This window comes from Zoogloea sp. LCSB751 (assembly GCF_002028455.1).
Classification (GTDB): Bacteria; Pseudomonadota; Gammaproteobacteria; order Burkholderiales; family Rhodocyclaceae; genus Zoogloea.
Genome location: NZ_MWUM01000001.1, coordinates 226,331 through 245,715 on the forward strand (window position 1 = coordinate 226,331; position 19,385 = coordinate 245,715).

Annotated in this window: 16 protein-coding genes; 10 read left to right on the forward strand and 6 right to left on the reverse strand. The window is 68.4% G+C overall.

Going from position 1 to position 19,385, the window contains the following annotated elements; translation table 11 throughout:
- Positions 1–15: 15 nt before the first annotated feature.
- Positions 16–876 carry a fused MFS/spermidine synthase gene (locus B4920_RS01110; protein ID WP_079432756.1) on the forward strand — a complete coding sequence of 287 codons (861 nt, stop codon included), beginning with the start codon at positions 16–18 and terminating at the stop codon, positions 874–876.
- Positions 877–944: 68 nt separating this feature from the next.
- Here the strand turns inward: B4920_RS01110 and fdhD are convergent, their stop codons facing one another.
- Both fdhD and B4920_RS01120 read right to left on the reverse strand, forming a co-directional pair.
- Positions 945–1,787 (reverse strand): formate dehydrogenase accessory sulfurtransferase FdhD, encoded by an 843-nt coding sequence (fdhD, locus tag B4920_RS01115; RefSeq protein ID WP_079432757.1) that lies wholly within the window; start codon positions 1,785–1,787, stop codon positions 945–947.
- Positions 1,788–1,857: 70 nt separating this feature from the next.
- Positions 1,858–3,666: a sensor domain-containing diguanylate cyclase gene (locus B4920_RS01120; protein WP_139379399.1), complete on the reverse strand. Its 1,809-nt coding sequence runs from the start codon at positions 3,664–3,666 to the stop codon at positions 1,858–1,860.
- A gap of 250 nt (positions 3,667–3,916) precedes the next feature.
- Between B4920_RS01120 and gluQRS the strand changes: the two genes are divergently transcribed.
- The 5 genes from gluQRS (at position 3,917) to B4920_RS01145 (ending at position 8,485) form a co-directional block, all read left to right on the forward strand.
- On the forward strand, positions 3,917–4,843 hold the full coding sequence (gene gluQRS, locus B4920_RS01125; protein WP_079432759.1) for a tRNA glutamyl-Q(34) synthetase GluQRS: 927 nt from the start codon (positions 3,917–3,919) through the stop codon (positions 4,841–4,843).
- Between the two features lie 123 nt (positions 4,844–4,966).
- The gene (locus B4920_RS01130; RefSeq protein WP_079432760.1) at positions 4,967–5,563 is read left to right on the forward strand and encodes a glutathione peroxidase; all 597 of its coding nucleotides are present in this window, start codon (positions 4,967–4,969) and stop codon (positions 5,561–5,563) included.
- A 126-nt stretch (positions 5,564–5,689) separates the two neighbouring features.
- Positions 5,690–6,475 carry an SDR family NAD(P)-dependent oxidoreductase gene (locus tag B4920_RS01135; protein WP_079432761.1) on the forward strand — a complete coding sequence of 262 codons (786 nt, stop codon included), beginning with the start codon at positions 5,690–5,692 and terminating at the stop codon, positions 6,473–6,475.
- Positions 6,476–6,559: 84 nt separating this feature from the next.
- Positions 6,560–6,883 (forward strand): hypothetical protein, encoded by a 324-nt coding sequence (locus B4920_RS01140; RefSeq protein ID WP_079432762.1) that lies wholly within the window; start codon positions 6,560–6,562, stop codon positions 6,881–6,883.
- A gap of 153 nt (positions 6,884–7,036) precedes the next feature.
- Positions 7,037–8,485: a PLP-dependent aminotransferase family protein gene (locus B4920_RS01145; RefSeq protein WP_079432763.1), complete on the forward strand. Its 1,449-nt coding sequence runs from the start codon at positions 7,037–7,039 to the stop codon at positions 8,483–8,485.
- A 25-nt stretch (positions 8,486–8,510) separates the two neighbouring features.
- On the opposite strand, the gene B4920_RS01150 is transcribed toward B4920_RS01145, so the two are convergent.
- Positions 8,511–10,382, reverse strand: coding sequence for a potassium transporter Kup (locus tag B4920_RS01150; protein ID WP_079432764.1), 1,872 nt, complete (start codon positions 10,380–10,382; stop codon positions 8,511–8,513).
- Between the two features lie 297 nt (positions 10,383–10,679).
- Here B4920_RS01150 and B4920_RS01155 point away from each other — a divergent pair, with 297 nt between their 5' ends.
- On the forward strand, positions 10,680–12,029 hold the full coding sequence (locus B4920_RS01155) for a citrate transporter (protein ID WP_216819706.1): 1,350 nt from the start codon (positions 10,680–10,682) through the stop codon (positions 12,027–12,029).
- Between the two features lie 73 nt (positions 12,030–12,102).
- On the opposite strand, the gene B4920_RS01160 is transcribed toward B4920_RS01155, so the two are convergent.
- Both B4920_RS01160 and B4920_RS01165 read right to left on the reverse strand, forming a co-directional pair.
- A complete protein-coding gene (locus tag B4920_RS01160) occupies positions 12,103–12,867 on the reverse strand; it encodes a tetratricopeptide repeat protein (protein ID WP_079432765.1) in 765 nt (254 codons plus the stop codon).
- Positions 12,845–14,944, reverse strand: a complete 2,100-nt coding sequence (locus tag B4920_RS01165) for a bifunctional 2',3'-cyclic-nucleotide 2'-phosphodiesterase/3'-nucleotidase (protein ID WP_254050804.1) — start codon at positions 14,942–14,944, stop codon at positions 12,845–12,847. The genes B4920_RS01160 and B4920_RS01165 overlap by 23 nt, the downstream gene beginning before the upstream one ends.
- Before the next feature lie 142 nt (positions 14,945–15,086).
- On the opposite strand from B4920_RS01165, the gene B4920_RS01170 reads away from it, so the two are divergent.
- The 3 genes from B4920_RS01170 to B4920_RS01180 are packed head-to-tail and all read left to right on the forward strand — an operon-like array spanning position 15,087 to position 18,427.
- Positions 15,087–15,959, forward strand: a complete 873-nt coding sequence (locus B4920_RS01170) for a DUF3365 domain-containing protein (protein WP_079432767.1) — start codon at positions 15,087–15,089, stop codon at positions 15,957–15,959.
- Positions 15,960–15,972: 13 nt separating this feature from the next.
- Positions 15,973–17,991: a protein kinase gene (locus tag B4920_RS01175; RefSeq protein ID WP_079432768.1), complete on the forward strand. Its 2,019-nt coding sequence runs from the start codon at positions 15,973–15,975 to the stop codon at positions 17,989–17,991.
- Positions 17,992–18,016: 25 nt separating this feature from the next.
- The gene (locus B4920_RS01180; protein WP_079432769.1) at positions 18,017–18,427 is read left to right on the forward strand and encodes a PPC domain-containing DNA-binding protein; all 411 of its coding nucleotides are present in this window, start codon (positions 18,017–18,019) and stop codon (positions 18,425–18,427) included.
- On the opposite strand, the gene B4920_RS01185 is transcribed toward B4920_RS01180, so the two are convergent.
- A complete protein-coding gene (locus tag B4920_RS01185; RefSeq protein ID WP_079432770.1) occupies positions 18,413–19,288 on the reverse strand; it encodes a LysR family transcriptional regulator in 876 nt (291 codons plus the stop codon). The two genes, B4920_RS01180 and B4920_RS01185, sit on opposite strands and share 15 nt — an antisense overlap.
- Positions 19,289–19,385: the final 97 nt, after the last annotated feature.

Consider the following 19,385-nt stretch of genomic DNA (forward strand, 5'->3'; position numbering starts at 1 on the left):
CGGAGTCCTGCCCCGATGTCCCGTCCTGCCGCCGTGCTCGTCCTGCCAAGCCCCTTCTTTTCCGACTCCGACACCATCCGCCTGCTCGAGCCGGCGGACTGCGATACCCAGTGGATACTGCGCCAGGTGGTCTCCGGGGCCTACGACAAGCCCTTCGTCATCGATGACGGGACGACGCGGACCCTGCATTTTTCCCTGTCGCTGATCCAGAGCACGATGAGCCTGAAGGACCCCTTTGCGCTGGAACTCGCCTACACCCAGGCGATGATGAGTTTCCTGCTGTTTTTGCCGCGCCCCCGGCAGATCCTGATGCTGGGTCTGGGGGGCGGCTCGCTGGCCAAGTTCTGCTACCGCCAGGTGGGCTCGGCGAGGATCACCGTGGTGGAGATCGATCCCCATGTGATCGCCTTCCGCGACCAGTTCGAACTGCCGCCGGACGACGGGCGCCTGCAGGTGATCGAGGGCGATGGTGCCGACCACGTGCTGCGCAGTGCCGGCTGGGAGGAGCGGCCGGACGTGATCATGATGGATGCCTTCGACCGCCACGGGCTGTCCGGCTCGGTGAGTTCGACGTACTTCTACCAGAACGTTCACGATGCGCTGGCCGGGCGCGGCGTGATGGTGGCCAACCTGGCCGGCGACAAGGCCGACCGGGAGGACCATCTGGCGATGATCGCCGAGGTTTTCGACGACCGTCTGCTGACGATGGCGATTCCCGATGGTAACGACATCGTGCTGGCCTTCCGCGCACCGTCTTTCGCCCCTCGCTGGCGCGACATCGCCAACCAGGCCAAGGCCCTGCGCGCCCGTAGCGGGCTGGATTTCCCGAAGTTCGCCGAGCGCCTGGAGCGCAGCCGGCGCCTGCGCTACGTCTGAGTCTGCCGGCCTGCACCCGCAGGCGGCACGACCATTGCAGTGCCGAAGCCCTGACCGGGGTGTGGTCGTTACAGGGTGATGCCTTCCGGGTGGCTGTAAACGACCAGGCGACGGTCGCGGGCGAAGCCGGCCAGGGTGACGCCAGTGTCGCTGGCGAGGCGGATCGCCAGCGCGGTGGGGGCCGACACGGCGACCAGCGTACGGATACCGACGGCGGCGACCTTCTGCACCATCTCGTAGCTGGCCCGGCTGGATACCACCACGAAGCCGTCTTCCGTGGCCTGCCCGGTGCGGGCCAGGTGGCCGAGCAACTTGTCGAGGGCGTTGTGGCGGCCTACGTCCTCGCGCAGCGCGTGGATGCGACCGTCCCGGGCTATCCAGGCCGCTGCATGGACGGCGCCGGTGGTGTGGCGCAGGCGCTGCCAGCCGGGCAGTTCGGCCAGGCCGTGGCAGATGGCGGCTGCGGGAACCGGTTCGCCGGGCGGTAGCGGCGCCACTGGGCGGGCGAGGGCGTCGAGGCTTTCCAGGCCGCACAGGCCGCAGCCGGTACGGCCGGCCAGGTTGCGGCGGCGTTCCTTGAGAGCCACGAAGCGTTCGGAGGCGATCTGCAGGCGCAGCTCGATGCCCTTGGGATGTGGGTGCTGCTCGCTGTCGTAGAGTTCGCCGCGCGCCGCCAGGATGCCCTCGCTGAGGCTGAAGCCGAGGGCCAGGTCGTCCAGGTCGGACGGCGTGGCCAGCAGCACGGCGTGGGATATGCCGTTGTAGACCAGCGCCACCGGCACTTCTTCGATGACTTCGTCGAGATCGCTGCGGGCCTGGCCGCCCTCCACGCGCAGCACCGTGGTCTGACGGGTGGTGGGCCAGCTGTGTTCGCTGTCGGCGGCGGGGAGGGGGCAGGAGGGTGTGTTCATCGGCGGGGCCGCGGGGTTGGCGTGAGGGCGTCGCCCCATTGTAGCGGCGGCCGCGGCCGCGGGGCCGCTTTCAGGCGTGGGCGATGCGCGGGCCGCCGAGCTGGCGGGCTTGCAGCGCGCGCGCATCGGCCAGCGCCAGCAGGCCGTCGGCGTCGTCGGCGTCCAGCGGGAAGGTGGCGATGCCGACGTGCGTGCCGAGCAGTGTGTAGGGCGCGCTGTCGCCGAAGGGGCGGTCGAGGGCGGCCAGCACCTTGGCGGCGACCTGATCGGCATCGGCCGGGCGTTCCAGTTCGGCGAGCAGGATCACGAAATCGTTGTCGTCGAGGCGGGCCACGGTGTCGCAGGCCCGCACGCAGGCGCGCAGGCGGCTGGCGGTGTCGAGCAGCTGGCGGTCGCCGGCGGCCTGACCGTCGAATTCGTCCACGCTCTTGAAGTCGTTGAGGTCCACCAGGATCACCCCGACCTGGCCGTGCTGGCGCTGGGCGCGGGCAATCGCCTGGTGCAGCCGGTCGGTGAGCAGACGCCGGTTGGGCAGGCCGGTAAGGGCATCGTGGTAGGCCAGGTGGCGCACCCGCTCGTTGCCGCGTACCTGCTCGGTGACGTCCAGCGCGATGCCGTGGTGGCCGATGAAGGCGCCGTCCTCGTTGACGCGGGGTACCCCGCAGATGTTGAGCCAGCGGGGGGTACGCTCCCCGTCCGGGACCTCGAGGAGCAGGTTGCGGAAGCCGTGGCAGTTCTCGAAGGCGCGCAGCGTGGCGGCCTGGCCGGCGGGCACGCCGTCGGCCCGGTGGAAGTGCCACCAGTGGCGGCCGATGCTGTCCGCCAGATGGTCGTCGTCGGCGCCGTGGCGGGTGATGCGGGTCAGGCGGTGCTGGGCGTCGGTCTGCCAGTACCAGTCGGCGCTGTGGCCGAGCAGGTCGTGCAACTGGGCGCTGGCCAGTTGCTGGCGGGCCGTGGTGCCGACCCGTTCGCTGACGTCGCTGACGATCCATACGATCTGCAGGGGGGCGTGGGCCGGAGCCACCGCCTGGGCGGCGATGTCGGCCCAGAATACGCTGCCGTCGCCGCGACGCAGGCGTGCGGATTCCCGGTAGGCCTGGCCCCGCAGGAAGGCGCTGGCGGCGGCGCGGGCGTGGCGCTGCCACTCGCGGCGGTCGGCCAGCCAGGAGGCCAGGCGGCGCCCCGCGATGTTGCCCGGGGCATCGTGAATGAGTTCGGCAAAGCGCTGGTTGCTGCGTAGTACCCGGTTGCCGTGGGACAGTACGATGGCCTCGCTGGCGTGATCGAGCATGGTCTCGTGCTGGCGCCAGTATTCCCCGCTGTGGAAGGGCGCGGTGCGCAGGCTGCTGTGCAGCAGATCGTTGATGGCGACGGCGAGCAGGGCGAAGACGGTCAGCCAGAGCCCCGCCAGCGGCAGGGCCGGGGGCGGGCTGGCGAGGGTCTGGATGAACAGTGGCAGCAGGGTGGCGCCGGCAAACGCCGCATGGGTGCCGCGGCTGCCCGCCAGCACGCCGGCGCCGCCGAGGATCACGCCGCCGAGGATGAGGAACAGGGTCAGCTGGGCGTGGGGGCTGGATTCGTAGGGGCCGAGCAGGGACAGGGCGCCCCAGGCGGCGCCGGCCAGCAGTGCGCCGGCGGTGGCCAGGTAGGTGTGCAGCGCGGTGTCGTCGGCGAAGGCGGTGCTGCTTTGCCGGCGCAGGGACGGGGCTGCCAGCATCAGCTGGATGCTGGCGGTGCCCAGCCACCAGGCGAGCAGCGGGTCGGGGTGGGAGAGCTGCGGCCATAGCGCAGCGACGGCCAGGACGCAGGCCAGCTGGGCGATGACATGGACGCGGAAGCGGGCCCAGCTGCGGCTGCTGCCTTCGGCGGGGGCCAGCACCAGGGCTGGATTGGGAGGTAGGACGCAGCCTGACTTCATGCGGGAGACGGAAACGTGGCGGTAGCACGGAGCGCCGGCCGGGCTGGGCTTCGCGCGGCCGGCGGGGGCTGCGACAATGGCGGGCAGCGGGCCTGCGCAGGAACCGGGATTATCCGGGCTGCAGGCGGCTGGAGGAATATGCCGAAAGTCATAAAATATGTTTTTGAACTGAAATTCGGAGCTGTCAGGGAGATTGCAGACGGGGGCGGACATGCATCCTGAGGTGGAGGCCGGGCGCGGAGCGGTCGTCGGCCGCTTTGCGCCGTCGCCGAGCGGGCCGCTGCATTTCGGGTCGCTGGTGGCAGCCCTCGGCAGCTGCCTGTCGGCGCGCAGCCAGGGCGGGCAATGGCTGCTGCGCATCGAGGATGTCGACACGCCGCGCTGCGTGCCCGGTGCGGCGGAGGGCATCCTGCGCACGCTGGAGCGTTGCGGTTTCGAATGGGAGGGGCCCGTGGTGTGGCAGAGCGCCCGCGGCGGCGCCTACCGGGACGCTTTCGAGCGTCTGCAGGCGGCGGGGCGGATCTTCGGTTGCGCCTGTACCCGCAAGGAGATGGCCGATTCGGCGCTGGCCCGCGACGGCACGCGACGCTATCCCGGCACCTGCCGCGACGGCCTGCCACCCGGCCGCGCGGCGCGCGCTTACCGATTGCGGGTGCCGTCCGGTACGCTGAGTTTCGACGACCGTGTGCAGGGGACCATCGCGGAGGACGTCGCCGCCGACGTCGGGGACTTTGTGCTGCTGCGCGCCGACGGTCTGTTCGCTTACCAGTTGGCGGTGGTGGTGGATGATGCGGAGGCGGGCGTGACCGAAGTGGTCCGCGGTGCCGACCTGCTCGATTCGACCTGCCGCCAGATCCTGCTCCAGCGCCTGCTCGGCTATCCGGTGCCGGCCTACGCCCATCTGCCGGTGGCCTGCAATGTGGCCGGCGAGAAGCTCTCCAAGCAGACCCTCGCCCGTACGGTGGATGGGACCGACCCGGCCCGGTTGCTGGTGGACGTGCTGGATTTCCTCGGCCAGCGGCCGCCTGCCGATCTGGCTGCGTCGGGGCTGGCGGCGGTGTGGGCCTGGGGACTCGGCAACTGGTCGATGGACAAGGTGCCACGGCAACGCACCCGGCCCGCCCCCGGCTATGCCTAGGGCGAGTGTGTCGGGGGCGAACCCGTCGGGGCGAGCCGCGAACTCCACCCGGATCGGGCGGGTCTACCGGCCATCGAGCGGGAGCAAGGGGCTGCCGCGGGTATAACTGGATTGGAGTCCTGAATGAAGAAAGTCGCATCCTGCATCGTCCTGACGGCCCTGGTGGGGCTGGCATTGCCTGCCGCCGCCGCGGCACCTGCGAGTGGGGCCACGGAGGGCACGGCCGGGCAGGCCTGCCCGGCGCTGCTCAACTACACCTTTCCGCGTCTGCAGGATGAAGCCCCCCAATCCCTGTGCCAGTACCGGGGCAAGGTGGTGCTGGTAGTCAACACCGCCAGCTATTGCGGCTTTACCGGCCAGTACGACGGCCTCGAGAAGATGTACGCCAAGTACAAGGACCAGGGGCTGGTGGTGCTGGGCTTCCCGTCCAACGACTTCGGCAGTCAGGAGCCGGGCAGCAACAAGGAGATCGCCGATTTCTGCCGGCTCACCTATGGCGTCAAGTTCCCGATGCTGGCCAAGTCGGAGGTGCTCGGCAGCGGCACCAACCCCTTCTACAAGCAGCTCGGGTCGGTGACCGGAGAGCGGCCCAAGTGGAACTTCCACAAGTACCTGATCGACCGAAGTGGCCAGAAGGTGCTCAGCTTCCCGAGCACGACGGCGCCGGACAACAAGACCTTCGTGAGCGCCGTCGAGCGGGCCCTCGCCGAACGCCCCTGATCCTTTCTGCTTCCCGCGGACGTCGGGCGGCAGAGCCTGCCGTGGTGCGCTACGCTGGAAACAGGTGGCGGCTGATCCGCGGTCAGGCGGACGGTGTATTGCGGGCCGCGGAGAGTGAGAGAGGCGATGTCCTGGTTCGGGCCGACGAATACTCCGATCACCGACTGGCGGGGCCGGCGCGTGTGGGTCGTCGGTGCCTCCAGTGGCATCGGTGCGGCGCTGGCGGCGGAGCTGGACCGGCGCGGTGCGCGGCTGGCCCTGTCGGCGCGCAATGCGCCGCGCCTGCGCGAGCTGGCAGCGGAGTTGCATGACGCGTTGGTGCTGCCCCTCGACGTGACCGACGCCGGCGCCTTCACGCCGGCCATGCTGGACATTCTCGACGCCTGGGGCGGGGTGGATCTGGTGATCCTCAGCGCCGGCACCTACGTGCCGCTACGAGCCTGGGATCTGACCACAGACACCGCCCGCCAGACCGTGCATACCAACCTGCTGGGCGTGATGGACGGCGTTGCCGCGGTAGTGCCGCAGCTTATCCGCCAGGGGGCCGGCGCCATCGCCATCGTCGGTGGCGTGGCCGGCTACCGCGGGTTACCCCGGGCGCTGGCCTATGGGCCGAGCAAGGCGGCGCTGATCAACTTTGCCGAAATCCTCTACCTGGACTTGGCACCGCGGGGCGTGTCGGTGTTTCTGATCAACCCCGGTTTCGTCGCCACGCCGCTGACCGCCCGCAATGACTTCGAGATGCCGGCCCTGATCTCGGCGGATGACGCGGCGCGGCGGATCGTCCGCGGCTTTGCCGGCGGCGCCTTCGAGATCCATTTTCCGCGCCGCTTCACGCGCATCATGAAGGTGCTGCGCTGGCTGCCGGATCGGGTCTACTTCCACCTGATCTCGCGGCGGGATGGTCTGTAGCGTGGGCGCCGGCTCCGCTGCTTTCGCCAGCTGCTGCGGGTGTTGGCGTTCGCGGCGCAGCCAGCCCCAGTCGAGCGCACGAAGTTGCCGCAGGCGCGCCCGCAGGGCGGCCAGGAGGCCGTAACCTGCCGGTGGCGGCGCGATCAGCAGGGTGCCGTCGCTGGCCGCCCGCAGCGCGGTCCATCCGCCTTCTTCCAGCTGCAGCGGGACACCGGGTTCGAGGATCTGCGAGGCGCGGTGGAACTGCTCGCCGAGCCAGCGCGGTGGCAGCGCGCACGCCAGCCGGCCGTCCTGGAGGAAGAGCCGGGTGCCGGCGTCGAGCTGGAGCAGGTGCGTTTCGCCTGCCTGAAAGCGCAGGTGGCGGACCGCGGAAGGGGCGGCTGGCATCGTGAAGTCTCCCGGTGGTAAGGCCCCCTCAGCCTACAGACCGGTGCGTGCTGCCGGCAGACACAAGGACGACCTTTCTGTGCCGGTACAGCGGCGTTTCCGGGCAACTGTTATGGTGTGCCTGGCGCCGATCTGTGCCTGTGTCGGCCCGTTTCGATCGGGGATCATCGCGTGATGGAAAACACAGATCCGGAAGACCTGCTCTATGCCCGCGTGGCTGGCCACTATCGGCGCGCGATCCAGGCCGGCGTGCTGGCGCCGGGGGCACGCATGCCCTCGCTGCGGACCCTCACGCGTACCCACCGGGTGAGCCTGAGTACCGCCGTGCAGGCCTGCCGCAGCCTGGAGGACGAAGGTTTGCTGGAGGCCCGGGCCCGCTCCGGCTATTACGTGCTGCGCCCGCGCCATGCCCTGCTGCAACCGGTGCGCGAGCCGGACCCGCAGCAGGCCTTGCCCGATCCGTCGTCCTTCAGCGGCATTCACGATCGGGTGTCGGACTTCGTCGCCAAGTGCGAGCGTTTTCCGGTGCATACCAATCTGGCGCTGGCCTTCGGTGCGCCCGAGGCCTATCCGCAGGAGGCACTCAAGAATGCCGCTTTGCGGGCCTTGCGGCGGCATCCCGAGGTGTTGGTCAGCCCGGTTCCACCGCAGGGCGACCCGGGCTTTCGCAGCGTGTTGGCGCGGCGCGCACTGGCGGCCGGCATGCAGACGACGGCCGACGAGATCCTTGTCACCCACGGCTGCACCGAGGCGATCAACCTGGCCCTGCGGGCCGTCGCCCAGCCGGGCGACGTCATCGCGGTGGAGTCGCCGACTTACTTCGGGTTGTTGCAGGTCATCGAGAGCCTGGGGCTGCAGACCCTGGAGATCCCAACCAGCCCGAGCCGCGGCCTGTCGGTGGAGGCCCTCGAGCTGGCTTTCCGCACCCACGAGCGGATCCGCGCGGTGGTGGTGGTGCCGAACTTCCAGAATCCCCTCGGCTCCGTCATGCCGGATGCCGAGAAGGCCCGGCTGGTGGCCCTGTGCGAAACCCACGGGATCACGCTGGTGGAGGACGACATCTACGGCGCCCTCGGCGACGATGACCTGCCGCTGAAAAGCTGCAAGGCCTGGGATCGGGGCGGTAACGTGATTTACTGCGGGTCGTTGCACAAGACCCTGGCGCCTGGCATGCGCGTCGGCTGGATGATCAGCGGGCGCTGGCATGCGCGGGTGCGCATGCTCAAGCATGCCCAGAGCCGCCCCAACGATGCACTGGCGCAGATCGCCATCGGCGAGTTCATGGACAGCCACGCCTTCGATCGCCACCTGGTCCGCCTGCGCCGGCAGCTCAAGGCTCAGCGCGAATCGATGGCTGCCGCCATTGCCAGCCATTTTCCGCAGGGTACCCGCCTCAACATGCCGCGGGGCGGCATGCTGTTATGGGTGGAGATGCCGGAGGGGCGGTCCTCGCGGGCGGTCTTCGAAGCGGCGCTGGCGGAAGGCATCCGCGTGGCGCCGGGGTTGATGTTCTCCAACTCTGCGCGTTTCGACCATTTCCTGCGCATCAGCTGCGCCTTCCCGTTCTCGTCGCGGACCGAGTCGGCGCTCCGGCGCCTGGCGCAGATCGTGGCGGCCGGCTAGCGCCCGGCAAAACGGGCGGCCGGGACTAGATCACCAGCTGGGTGCCCAGCTCGACGACCCGGTTGTTGGGAATCTTGAAAAAGTCCGTGGCGCTGGTGGCGTTTTTCGACATGAAGGCGAACAGGCGGGCCCGCCACGGGCTGATGCGCCGCCCGAGCACGCCGGGGATGACGGTCTCGCGGGACACGTAGAAGGTGGTCTCCATCATGTCGAAGGATTCGCCGTAGCGCTTGCAGCTTTCCAGCGCCAGCGGGATGTCCGGGTCTTCCATGAAGCCGTAGCGGATGATGATGCGCAGGAAGCCCTTGCTCATGCGGTGCATGTAGATGCGCTCCATCTCGTTCACGTGGGGTGTGTCGGTGGTTTCGACGGTAACCAGCGCGACCCGTTCGTGGAGCACCTGGTTGTGCTTCAGGTTGTGCAGCAGCGCGGCCGGCACGCCTTCCTTGGAACTGGTCATGAACACCGCGGTGCCATTCACCCGGTGCACGTCGCACAGGGTGGTGAGGAAGATCGACATCGGGATCCCCTGCTTGGCGAGTTCGCGGCGTACCAGCCGGCGACCGCGGCGCCAGGTGGTCAGCACGGTGAAGGAGACCAGCCCGGCGGCGATCGGAAACCAGCCGCCTTCGGGGATCTTGAGGGCGTTGGCGGCGAAGAAGGCGATGTCCACGGCCAGGAAGGCGCCGGCCACCAGTGCCACCACGACGGGATGCCAGCGCCACAGCAGGACCATCACGAAGGCCACCAGGATGGTGTCGATGAGCATCGTGCCGGTGACGGCGATGCCATAGGCGGCGGCCAGGTTGGAAGAGTTCTTGAAACCCAGCACCAGTGCCACCACCGCCAGGTAGAGGGTCCAGTTGGTGAAGGGTACGTAGATCTGCCCCTTCTCGGCGCCCGAGGTGTGGACGATCAGCATGCGCGGCAGGAAGCCCATCTGCACTGCCTGGCGGGCCACCGAGAAGGCGCCGGAGATCACCGCCTGGGAGGCGATGACGGTGGCCAGCGTGGCCAGGATGACCAGCGGGATCGTCGCCCAGGTGGGCCCCAGGTGGAAGAAGGGGCTTTCGATGGCGGCCGGTTCGTTGAGCAGCAGCGCGCCCTGGCCGAAGTAGTTGAGCACCAGGGCCGGCATCACGAAGCCGAACCAGGCCAGGCGGATCGGGAAGCGGCCGAAGTGGCCCATGTCGGTGTACAGGGCTTCGCCGCCGGTCACCGACAGCACCACCGAGCCGAGGGCCAGGAAGGCCAGGGACGGGTGGTGGGTGATGAAGCCGATCGCGTAGGCTGGGTTGAGGGCCGTCAGCACGTCCGGATGGCGGGCGATCTCGAGTATGCCGAGCAGGCCGAGGATGGCGAACCAGCCGATCATCACCGGCCCGAAGAACATGCCGACGGTGCCGGTGCCGCGCTTCTGGATGAAGAACAGCACGGTCAGGATGACCAGGGTCAGCGGCAGCACGAAGCGGGTGAAATCCGGCGAGACGATCTCCAGCCCTTCCACCGCCGACAGTACCGAGATGGCTGGGGTGATCATGCTGTCGCCATAGAACAGCGCCGCCGCGAAGATGCCGAGCAGCGAGACGGCCCAGGTCACCACCCGGTTGCGGGAGTTCTCGGTGATCAACGACAGCAGGGCCAGGGAGCCGCCTTCGCCGCGGTTGTCGGCCCGCATGATCACGCTGACGTACTTGACGGTGACCAGTGCCATGATCGACCAGAACACCAGCGACAGCACGCCGAGGATGTTGTCGGGCGTGACCGGGATGGGATGGTGACCGTTGAAGATTTCCTTCAGCGCATACAGTGGGCTGGTGCCGATGTCGCCGAAGACGACGCCGATGGCGCTGACGACGATGGGGGCGAGGGGCTTGCGGGAGTGTTCGGAGGACACGGCCGTGCTCTTTCTTTGTTGTTGGTCGGTGACTGCCGGTGGGCAGTTGGGGATCTATTGTCCGGGTCCGGCACGCCGGTTTATTGACCTGCGGCAATCTTGCTACGCCGCAGCGGAGCGGTCCGCCCGGCGGAACAGGGCGGGTGACAGGCTAAACTGTGCGCCGTTCACCGTCGATTCGATGGCGTTTGCGTCGACTCGGCGAGGGGAAACACGAAATTTTACGAGTCTGGCACGGCCTTGGGCGAATCCCGCCTGGGGTGGTCCGGCTTCGTCCTGTTGTTCGAGGAAACTTGCATGGTGTCGAATGTTGGAGGCCGGGGGCGCGCCTTGTTGCCGCTCCTGGCGGGTATGGTTTGGTCCGGTGCGGCCTTCGCCACTGCGGGCGCCGGACCGGCGCTGGCCGGTGTTCCGGTGGATTTCATCCTGTTTGCGCTGACCCTGCTGGGGGTGGCCCTGTTCCACGACCATACGCTGAAGGTCGGGCTGGCGGGGCTGGCGGCGATCTCTGCGTACAAGCTGCGGGTCACCGGATTCCACACCGGCCCGGGGCTGTCCGGGCTGGTCGGGCATTTTGCCCATGAGTGGGTCACGCTGGCCAATCTGTTCCTGCTGCTGATGGGCTTTGCGCTGCTGGCCCGCCATTTCGAGAAGACCCGTATCCCGGTGATCCTGCCCCGCTACCTGCCGGACGACTGGAAGGGCGGTTTCGTGCTGCTGGCGATGGTGTTCGTGATCTCCAGCTTCCTCGACAACATTGCCGCGGCGCTGATCGGCGGAGCGATGGCCCACTCCCTGTTCCGCGCCCGCGTGCACGTGGGCTACTTGGCGGCCATCGTCGCGGCGTCCAACGCTGGCGGCTCGGGCAGCGTGGTCGGCGACACCACCACCACGATGATGTGGATCGCCGGCGTCAGCCCGCTGGCGGTGCTGAAGGCTTTCGTCGGCGCTGGCCTGGCGCTGGTGCTGTTCGGCATTCCGGCGGCCCGCGTGCAGCAGAAGTATTCGCCGATCCTCCGCCACGTTCACGAGCACACCCATGCCGACTTGCCGCGGGTCGGCATCGTGGCGCTGATCCTGGCGGCGGCAGTGGCCGTCAATGTGGTGGTGAACGTGCATTTCACGGCGCACGCGGATGCCTTCCCCTTCCTTGGGGTGGCGGTGTGGGCGGCGATCCTGCTGAGTGCCGGCATTCGCCGGCCCGACTGGGAGGTGCTGCCGGAGACCCTGAAAGGCACGATCTTCCTGCTGTCGCTGGTCAGTTGTGCGTCGATGATGCCGGTCGAGCAACTGCCGGCGGCGTCCTGGCAGACGGCTTTCGGGCTGGGCTTCGTGTCAGCGGTGTTCGACAACATTCCGCTGACTGCGCTGGCGCTCAAGCAGGGCGGTTACGACTGGGGCTTCCTGGCCTACGCGGTGGGCTTCGGCGGCTCGATGCTGTGGTTCGGCTCGTCGGCTGGCGTGGCGCTGTCGAACATGTACCCGGAAGCCAGGTCGGTGGGGCGCTGGTTGAAGGAAGGCTGGTTCGTCGCGGTCGCCTACATCGTCGGCTTCGCGGTGCTGTTGCTGGTGGTCGGCTGGCATCCGGAGGAGGGCACGGCGCCGGCGGCGGAAGTGCCGCCGGCGGGCGAGGCTCCGGCTTACTGAGCTCGGGCTCGCCTGGATTCGCGGATCGACCTCCGCGGGCGAATGAATTCGCCCTCCGCCGTCCGCAAGTCCCTCAAGGCCTGAGCGCCGGATGCTTTAGGGCATGGGCGGCCTCCATCAGGTAGTGGCGGCCTTCTTCCTCGTCCCGCTGCAGGCCCAGCTCGCCGTTGAGGTAGGCCATCGCCAGCGTCTGGCAGGCTTCCGGGTGATCCTGTTCGGCAGCGGCGCTATACAGGCGGACTGCTTCGATGTCGTCGCGGGGGACGCCGTCGCCTTCCCGGTAGGCATTGGCGAGCAGGAACTGGGCGGCGGCGATGCCGGCGTCGGCGGCCCGGCGCAGCCAGCGGGCCGCTTCGGCGTGATCCGTCTTCACGCCGTAGCCATCGCGCCAAGCGATGCCGAGGTAGTAGGCGGCGCCGGCATGGCCGGCTTTGCCGGCCGCCGAGAACCACGCGAACGCGCGCACCGCGTCGGCGGGAACGCCTGCGGTGCCGGCCGAATACAGTTTCCCGAGCTGGAACGCGGCATCCGTGTCGCCTTCTTGGGCGGCCCGGCGCAGCCACTGCAGTCCTGTCCCGTCGTGGTCGCCGCGGCTCAGCAGGGCCAGGCCCAGCGTGCGGCGGGCGTCGGCTGTTCCACCTTCGGCCAGGTTTGTCAGGCGGGCCAGCGCAGCGTCCTGCCGGCCGGGGCCGGCAAGGATCTGCAACTGCGCCAGCTCCGCCGCCGTCGGGGTCGGCGTGCGGCTGGCCCAGGCGATGCCGCCCAGGGCTGCCGCCCCGGCCAGCAGGGCGGCGGCGAGGCGCGGCGTATTGCGCTTACTTGGAAAGATCGATCGCATACAGGGCGAGGCTCTTGCCGCTGCCGTCGTCGGCCTGCAGCTGGGTGATGCCGGCCAGGCCGGCGGCCTGGGCGAGGGCCAGCTTGCCCGGCGCCGAGTGGAAGACCACCTGGCCGGCGGTCGTCACCGGCGTGAAGCGCCAGCTGCGGTCCGAGCCGTTGGCGGCGCGGCTGACGGTCTTCGCCGTCTTGATGTACTGGATCAGCACGTCGCGGTTGGCGTCCGGCGACGCGTAGATGGTCTTGCTGCCGTCCAGGCCGGGGAAGCTGCCGCCGCCGCTGGCCCGGTAGTTGTTGGTGGCGACGATGAACTCCTTGGCCGGATCGATGGCCACACCTTTGTACTTGAGGTTGACGATGCGGCTGCCTTCCGGCTTGGTCACGTCGATCTCGTAGCGGATGTCCGGGCTGGTGAACATGTCGAAGTTGTAGCCAGGGAAGCTGCTGACGAGTTCCTGCTGGGTGGCCTTGGATGGGTCGATCTGGTTGAAGCGCTTGGCGGCGGTTTCCAGCCAGTTCCTGATGTCGGCGCCGGTGACCTTCACCGCATAGATGGTGTTGGGGTACAGGTAGAGGTCGGCGGCGTTGTTGATGGCCAGGTTGCCTTGCTGTACGTCGGTGTAGTCGGTGCCGCCGGCGAAGCCGCTCTTGAACGGGGCGCTGACCGACAATACCGGTAGGGTGGCGTACTGGGGCAGGTTGGCGGCCACGTACTTGGCCACGTAGTCGGCCTGGGCCTGATTCACCAGCTCGATGGCGCCGGGATCGCCGACGTCGGCGAAGTAGCTGGACATCTCGAAGTCGGTGCTGCCGATCGGCGTCTTCACGTAGTCGATGGTGGCCTGGTGCTCGGTGGCGATGGCGGCGGCGACGGTCGGATCGACGGCCACGTAGCTCTTGTCGGCGTTCTGCGTGGAGCGGGCCTGCACGACGGTCTTGGTCTTGTCGATGGTCCAGGTCTTGCCGTCGTAGGTGAGGTCGAACTTGATGACGCCCAGGTGCTTGCCCCAGTAGTTGGCCATCACGGTCGGCACGCCGTTCACGGTGCCGGCCACCTTGTCCACCCCGGGCAGGTTGAACTGGGCGACGGTACTGGTGGCGTTGGGGAAGATCTGGTGGGAGTGGCCGATCAGCATGGCGTCCACGCCGGCTACCCTGGACAGGTGGTAGCTGCCGTTCTCCATCGTCGGCGAGTAGACGCTGTCGTCGAGGCCGCCGTGGGAGATCACCACCACCAGGTCGGCGCCCTTGGCGCGCATTTCGGGGATGTACTTCTCGGCGGCTTCCTTGACGCCGACGGTATAGACCTTGCCATCCAGCCAGCGCTTGTCCCAGCTCATGATGGTCGGCGGCGTGAAGCCGATGATGCCGACCTTGACGGTGCCGGTCACTGGCTTGCCGTCCGGGCCGGTGGCGGTGACGGTCTTGTTGATGATGGTGTAGGGCTGGAACAGCGGGGCGCTGGTCTTGACGCTGTTCACGTTGGCCAGCACCTGCGGGAAGCTGGGGCCCTTGCAGGTCGGCTGGGCGGCCGGATCGGCCAGGCCGTCTACGTTGAAGCGGTTGCCGGTGACCTGGCTCAGGAAGGGCAGGCCGTAGTTGAACTCGTGGTTGCCGATGCCGCCGCCCTCGAAGCCGGCGGCGTTCATCACCTTGTACATGGCCAGCGGCTGGCTGCAGGACACCGGATTGACGATGGCCTGGTAGTCGGACAGTGCGGTGCCCTGGATGGTGTCCCCATTGTCGAGCAGCAGGGTGTTGGGGAATTCCTGGCGGGCCTGGTTGATCAGCGTGGCGGTGCGCTCGAAGCCGAGGGATTTGTCCTCGGCGAGCTTGAAGTAGTCATAGCTGACCACGTTGGTGTGCAGGTCGGTGGTTTCCAGCAAGGCCAGCGTGGCCTTGGTGCCGGTGGGGATGTTCTGGCTGTTGTTATTGCTGCTGCCGCAGCCGTGCAGGACGAGGCTGGCCAGCAGACAGCCGGCGGCCACTTCGAGGCGGGAGTAGGTCGTGGAAGACATGGAGCACCAGGCGGGCGAAGGAAAGCCAGGGAGGATCGCCGGCGCGGGTTGCGAAGGCATGACGATATTCTTGCGCCTGTGTGCTGGGGGTGTGGAATCAACGTGACGGCCGGGCTGTCATGCTGTTTGCCTGCAATATGACTTCGCAATGTGCAAAAATGATAGCCATTGCGGCCCATGGGCCATTTTCCGGAGGATTCCCATGGGACTGCGTCTCAAGTTCAACCTGGTGCTGCTGGCGGTGTTCCTGGCCGGTTTCGGCGTGGCCGGCTACATCTCCCACGAACTGCTGTACCGCCACGCCCGCGAGCAGGTGCTCGGCGAGGCGCGGCTGGTCATGGAGGCGGCGCTGGCGATCCGCGGCTATACGGTCGGCCAGGTGAAGCCGCACCTTAACCCGCTGATGGACAAGCAGTTCCTGCCGCAGACGGTGCCCGCCTACGCGGCCACCGAGACCCTCAACGAGCTGCACAAGAAGTACCCCAACTACGCCTACAAGGAAGCCACCCTCAACCCGACCAACCCGCGCGACCGGGCGGCGGACTGGGAGGCCGACCTGATCGGCACCTTCCGCAACACGCCGGACAGCAAGGAAATCACCGGACAGCGCGACACGCCCACCGGCCCGGCGCTGTACGTGGCGCATCCGATCCGCATCGAGACGGCGGCCTGTCTGCCCTGTCACAGCTCGCCGGAGGCGGCGCCGCCGAGCATGATCAAGGTGTACGGCAGCGCCAATGGCTTCGGCTGGAAGCTCAACGAAGTGGTCGGCGCCCAGGTGGTGTCGGTGCCCATGTCGGTACCGCTGGAAAATGCGGGCCAGGCCTTCCGCACCTTCATGACGTCTCTGGCGGCGGTCTTCGTGGCGGTCTTCGCGGTGCTCAACCTGATGCTGTCGTGGCTGATCATCCGGCCGGTGTCGCGCATGTCGGATGCGGCGGACAAGATCAGCACCGGCGACTTCAACCAGCCGGAGTTCCCGGAAGGTGGCGGCGACGAAGTGTCGGTGCTGGCCAGTTCCTTCAACCGAATGCGCCGCAGTCTCGAAAAGGCGATGCAGATGATCGACGCCTGATCCGTCCGTCACCGTGAGCGACGAGACTCTTCCACCCGTGCCGGGGCAGGACGACCTGTTCGCCCTGCCGTCGGGCTACGTCATCAACGAATACCGCATCGAACGGGTGCTCGGCGGGGGCGGCTTCGGGATCACCTACCTGGCCCACGATACCCACCTGGACTGCCAGGTGGCGATCAAGGAATACCTGCCCAAGGATCTCGCCGTGCGCCGCGAAGGGCTGGTGGTGCGGCCGCGCTCCGGCGACGCGGCCAAGGGCTTCGAGTGGGGCCTGCAGCGCTTCCTGCTCGAATCGCGGGCCCTGGCCAGTTTCCATCACCCGGGCATCGTGCGGGTGCTGCGCTATTTCCGCGGCAACGACACCGCCTACATGGTGATGGAGTACGAGACCGGACAGCCGCTGCAGCGCTGGCTGGTGGGGCGCCTGCCCCTCGACCGGGCGAGTCTGGTGCGCATCGTGCGCCCGCTGCTCGACGGGCTGGAGGCGATCCACGCGGCGGGTTTTCTGCACCGGGACATCAAGCCCGGCAACATCTACATCCGCGCCGACGGTTCGCCGGTGCTGCTCGATTTCGGCTCGGCCCGCCGGTTGGAACTGGACGGCATCGACCAGACCCTCACCGCGGTGGTGACGCCGGGCTTTGCGCCAGCCGAGCAATACCACCGCCACGGCAAGCAGGGGCCGTGGACCGACCTCTACGCGATGGCCGGTGTGATGTACTGGATGGTCACCGGCAAGCTGCCGATGGAGGCCTTCGCCCGCCTGCGCGAGGATGCCATGCCGAAGGCGGCCGACATTGGCAATGCGGATGCCTTCGGCGCCGCCATGCTGAAGGCCATCGACTGGGCGCTGAACCCGGACGAGGACAAGCGCCCGCGCCAGGTAGCGGATTTCCGCCGGGCCTGTCTGGCGCCGCCGACCGGCGGCGAGGCGTCCGAACCGCCGGTGGAGGTGCCGTTGCCCTTGGGGCTGTCGGCGTCGGAGGCGCGCACCTTCATCGGCGCCGTGCTGTTCGCCGACGTGGCCGGGGTGGCTACCGACGAGGTCGCCCAGCGCGAGGGGCGTTCGCGCCTGGTGCGCATGCTGACCCAGGCCATTGCGCCGGTGCCGCCGACCACCCGGCTGGCGGTCAATACCAAGGAAGGCTGCGCGGTCTGCTACGTCGGCGATCCGGAAGATGCGCTGCGTACCGCGGTGCAACTGGGAGACGCCGCGGCGGGCGAGGGGCTTGGCGTACACATGGGCATCAACCTCGGCCCCGTGCGGGTGGCGCCGGATCCCAACGGGCGTTCACGCATCCTCGGCGATGGCATCACCACCGCCTTCCGGGTGATGCGCTTCTCGAACCCTGGCCAGGTGCTGGTGGCGCGGGCCTACTACGAGGTCATCCATCAGCTCAAGACGAACGCCAGCGACTACTTCCGCCACATCGGCGTGCGCCGCGACCCGCAGGCCCGCGACCATGAGCTGTACGCCTACAGCGGCGTCAGCCTGCTCGCCAGCGCGCGGGTTGCCGACCTGTCGATCCGCCAGGCGGTGGTCGGTCGCGATCTGAGCCCGGCTGCCATCGAGGCCGCTGAACGCATCCTGGCCCTGCACATCGGACCGATGGCGAAGATCCTGGTACGCCGGACCCTGCCGCGGGCCGACAGCCTGCCGGTGTTGCACGAACTGCTGGCGGCGCTGATTCCCGATCCGGCACCGCGCAGCGCCTTCCTGTCCAGCGTGGTGGCAGCTTCGGGATTGGTCTCGGGGGCTGCCTCGCACAGCATTGCCGCCGGCAGTGGCGTACGCAGCTCGGCCAGCGTGTCGTCGGCGGCGGCCGGGGCGGTCAGCGTGATTCCGGATGCCGAGCTGGCACGGGTCGAGCAGATCTTCGCCCGTTACATCGGGCCGATGGCCAAGGTGCTGGTGCGCCGTGAATCCCGCACCGCCAATAGCGTGGCGACCCTGTGCCGGGCACTGGCCAGCCACATCGACAAGGACGCCGAGCGCCGGCGTTTCATGAGCGAAGCCGGGCTGGCAGAGTGATCTGCGGCCTGGCGTGGAGAAGAGCATGGATGTGCAACCGATTCGCCTGACTCCCGGCCAGGATTTGCGCCGGGCGCTGGAGTGCGCGCTGTTTGCCGAGGGCGGTTCGGCGGCCTTCGTGCTGGCGGGCATCGGCAGCCTGAGCAGCGCGCATCTGCGGCTGGCCGGTGCCGGCGAGCTGCGGGCGGTGGACGGCGATATCGAACTGCTCAGCCTCAGCGGCACCATTGCCGCCAACGGCTCCCACCTGCACGGGGCGGTGGCGACGGCCGACGGCGCGGTGATCGGCGGCCACCTGGGCTATGGCTGCGTCGTGCGTACCACCGCGGAGATCCTGCTGATGCGCTTGCCCGGCTGGGATTTCCAGCGCGAGCCCGACCTGCAGACCGGCTACGCCGAGCTGGTGGTGCGCCAGCGCGCCTCAGACCTGGGCTGAGGCTTCGGTATTGCCGTTGGCCAGCGCGGCCACGGCGTCGGCGAGGGTCTTGATCGCCGCCATCGGCGGCGCCGCGCGCAGGTAGGCGACGCCGGTCTGCACGCGGCTGATCTGCGGCGGTACTTCGCGGATCGTCAGGTCGGCCCGGTGCTGAGACTGTTCCACCACCCGCCGCGGCAGCAGCGTCCACCCGAGGCCCACCGACACGCAGCCGAGGATGCCTTCCAGTGTGCCGAACTCCATCGCGTCGGCCACCGCGTGGCCGCTGGCCCGCTGCCAGGCCAGCGCGCGGGTGCGGTAGGCGCAGCCCTCGCGGAACAGGATCACCGGCTGCAGCACCGGGTCGGCGTCGGCCGCGCAGACCTGTACCAGTTCCTCCATCACCAGCTCATCGAAGACCAGGTCGGGATGGATCACCGGCCCGCCGACGAAGGCGCAGTCGAGCTTGTGGTCGAGCAGGCGTTCGAGCAGCGCGGCGCTGGTGTCGGTGCTGACCCGCAGCTCGACGCGCGGATGGCGGGCCCGCACGGCTTTCAGCGCGCGGGGCAGGTGCACCGCGGCGAAGGTCTCCATTGCGCCGATGCGCAGCTCACCGGCGCTCTCGCCGACCTGGCGAACTGCGGCGCTGGTTTCCCGTTCGAGCAGCAGCATGCGGCGGGCGTAGTCGAGGAGCACGCGCCCCGACGGCGCCAGCTCCAGCCCACGGCCCTTGCGGTGGAACAGCTCGGTGCCGAGCTCTTCCTCCAGGCGGCGGATGCGGCCCGTCACGTTGGACTGGACGGTGTTCAGCTTGCGGGAGGCGGCGAGGATGCCGCCTTCCTCGACCACCGCCTGGAAGGTGCGCAGCGCGACGAGTTCCATATTCGTATCTTCATAAGAGAACAAAATGTTCTTAATAAATCATTTGATGAGATAGTTTAGCCTGTTTATCGTGTCTGCTCCAACCACAAGGAGGCCG

Excerpts from the sequence above, each read along its gene's own strand:
- B4920_RS01155 (WP_216819706.1), top strand. The coding sequence starts at position 10,680 with ATGGTGTCGAATGTTGGAGGCCGGGGGCGCGCCTTGTTGCCGCTCCTG.
- B4920_RS01110 (WP_079432756.1), top strand. The coding sequence starts at position 16 with ATGTCCCGTCCTGCCGCCGTGCTCGTCCTGCCAAGCCCCTTCTTTTCC.
- B4920_RS01145 (WP_079432763.1), top strand. The coding sequence starts at position 7,037 with ATGGAAAACACAGATCCGGAAGACCTGCTCTATGCCCGCGTGGCTGGC.
- B4920_RS01160 (WP_079432765.1), bottom strand. The coding sequence starts at position 12,867 with ATGCGATCGATCTTTCCAAGTAAGCGCAATACGCCGCGCCTCGCCGCC.
- B4920_RS01180 (WP_079432769.1), top strand. The coding sequence starts at position 18,017 with ATGGATGTGCAACCGATTCGCCTGACTCCCGGCCAGGATTTGCGCCGG.
- B4920_RS01135 (WP_079432761.1), top strand. The coding sequence starts at position 5,690 with ATGTCCTGGTTCGGGCCGACGAATACTCCGATCACCGACTGGCGGGGC.
- B4920_RS01185 (WP_079432770.1), bottom strand. The coding sequence starts at position 19,288 with ATGGAACTCGTCGCGCTGCGCACCTTCCAGGCGGTGGTCGAGGAAGGC.
- B4920_RS01165 (WP_254050804.1), bottom strand. The coding sequence starts at position 14,944 with ATGCCTTCGCAACCCGCGCCGGCGATCCTCCCTGGCTTTCCTTCGCCC.
- gluQRS (WP_079432759.1), top strand. The coding sequence starts at position 3,917 with ATGCATCCTGAGGTGGAGGCCGGGCGCGGAGCGGTCGTCGGCCGCTTT.
- B4920_RS01130 (WP_079432760.1), top strand. The coding sequence starts at position 4,967 with ATGAAGAAAGTCGCATCCTGCATCGTCCTGACGGCCCTGGTGGGGCTG.
- B4920_RS01170 (WP_079432767.1), top strand. The coding sequence starts at position 15,087 with ATGGGACTGCGTCTCAAGTTCAACCTGGTGCTGCTGGCGGTGTTCCTG.
- fdhD (WP_079432757.1), bottom strand. The coding sequence starts at position 1,787 with ATGAACACACCCTCCTGCCCCCTCCCCGCCGCCGACAGCGAACACAGC.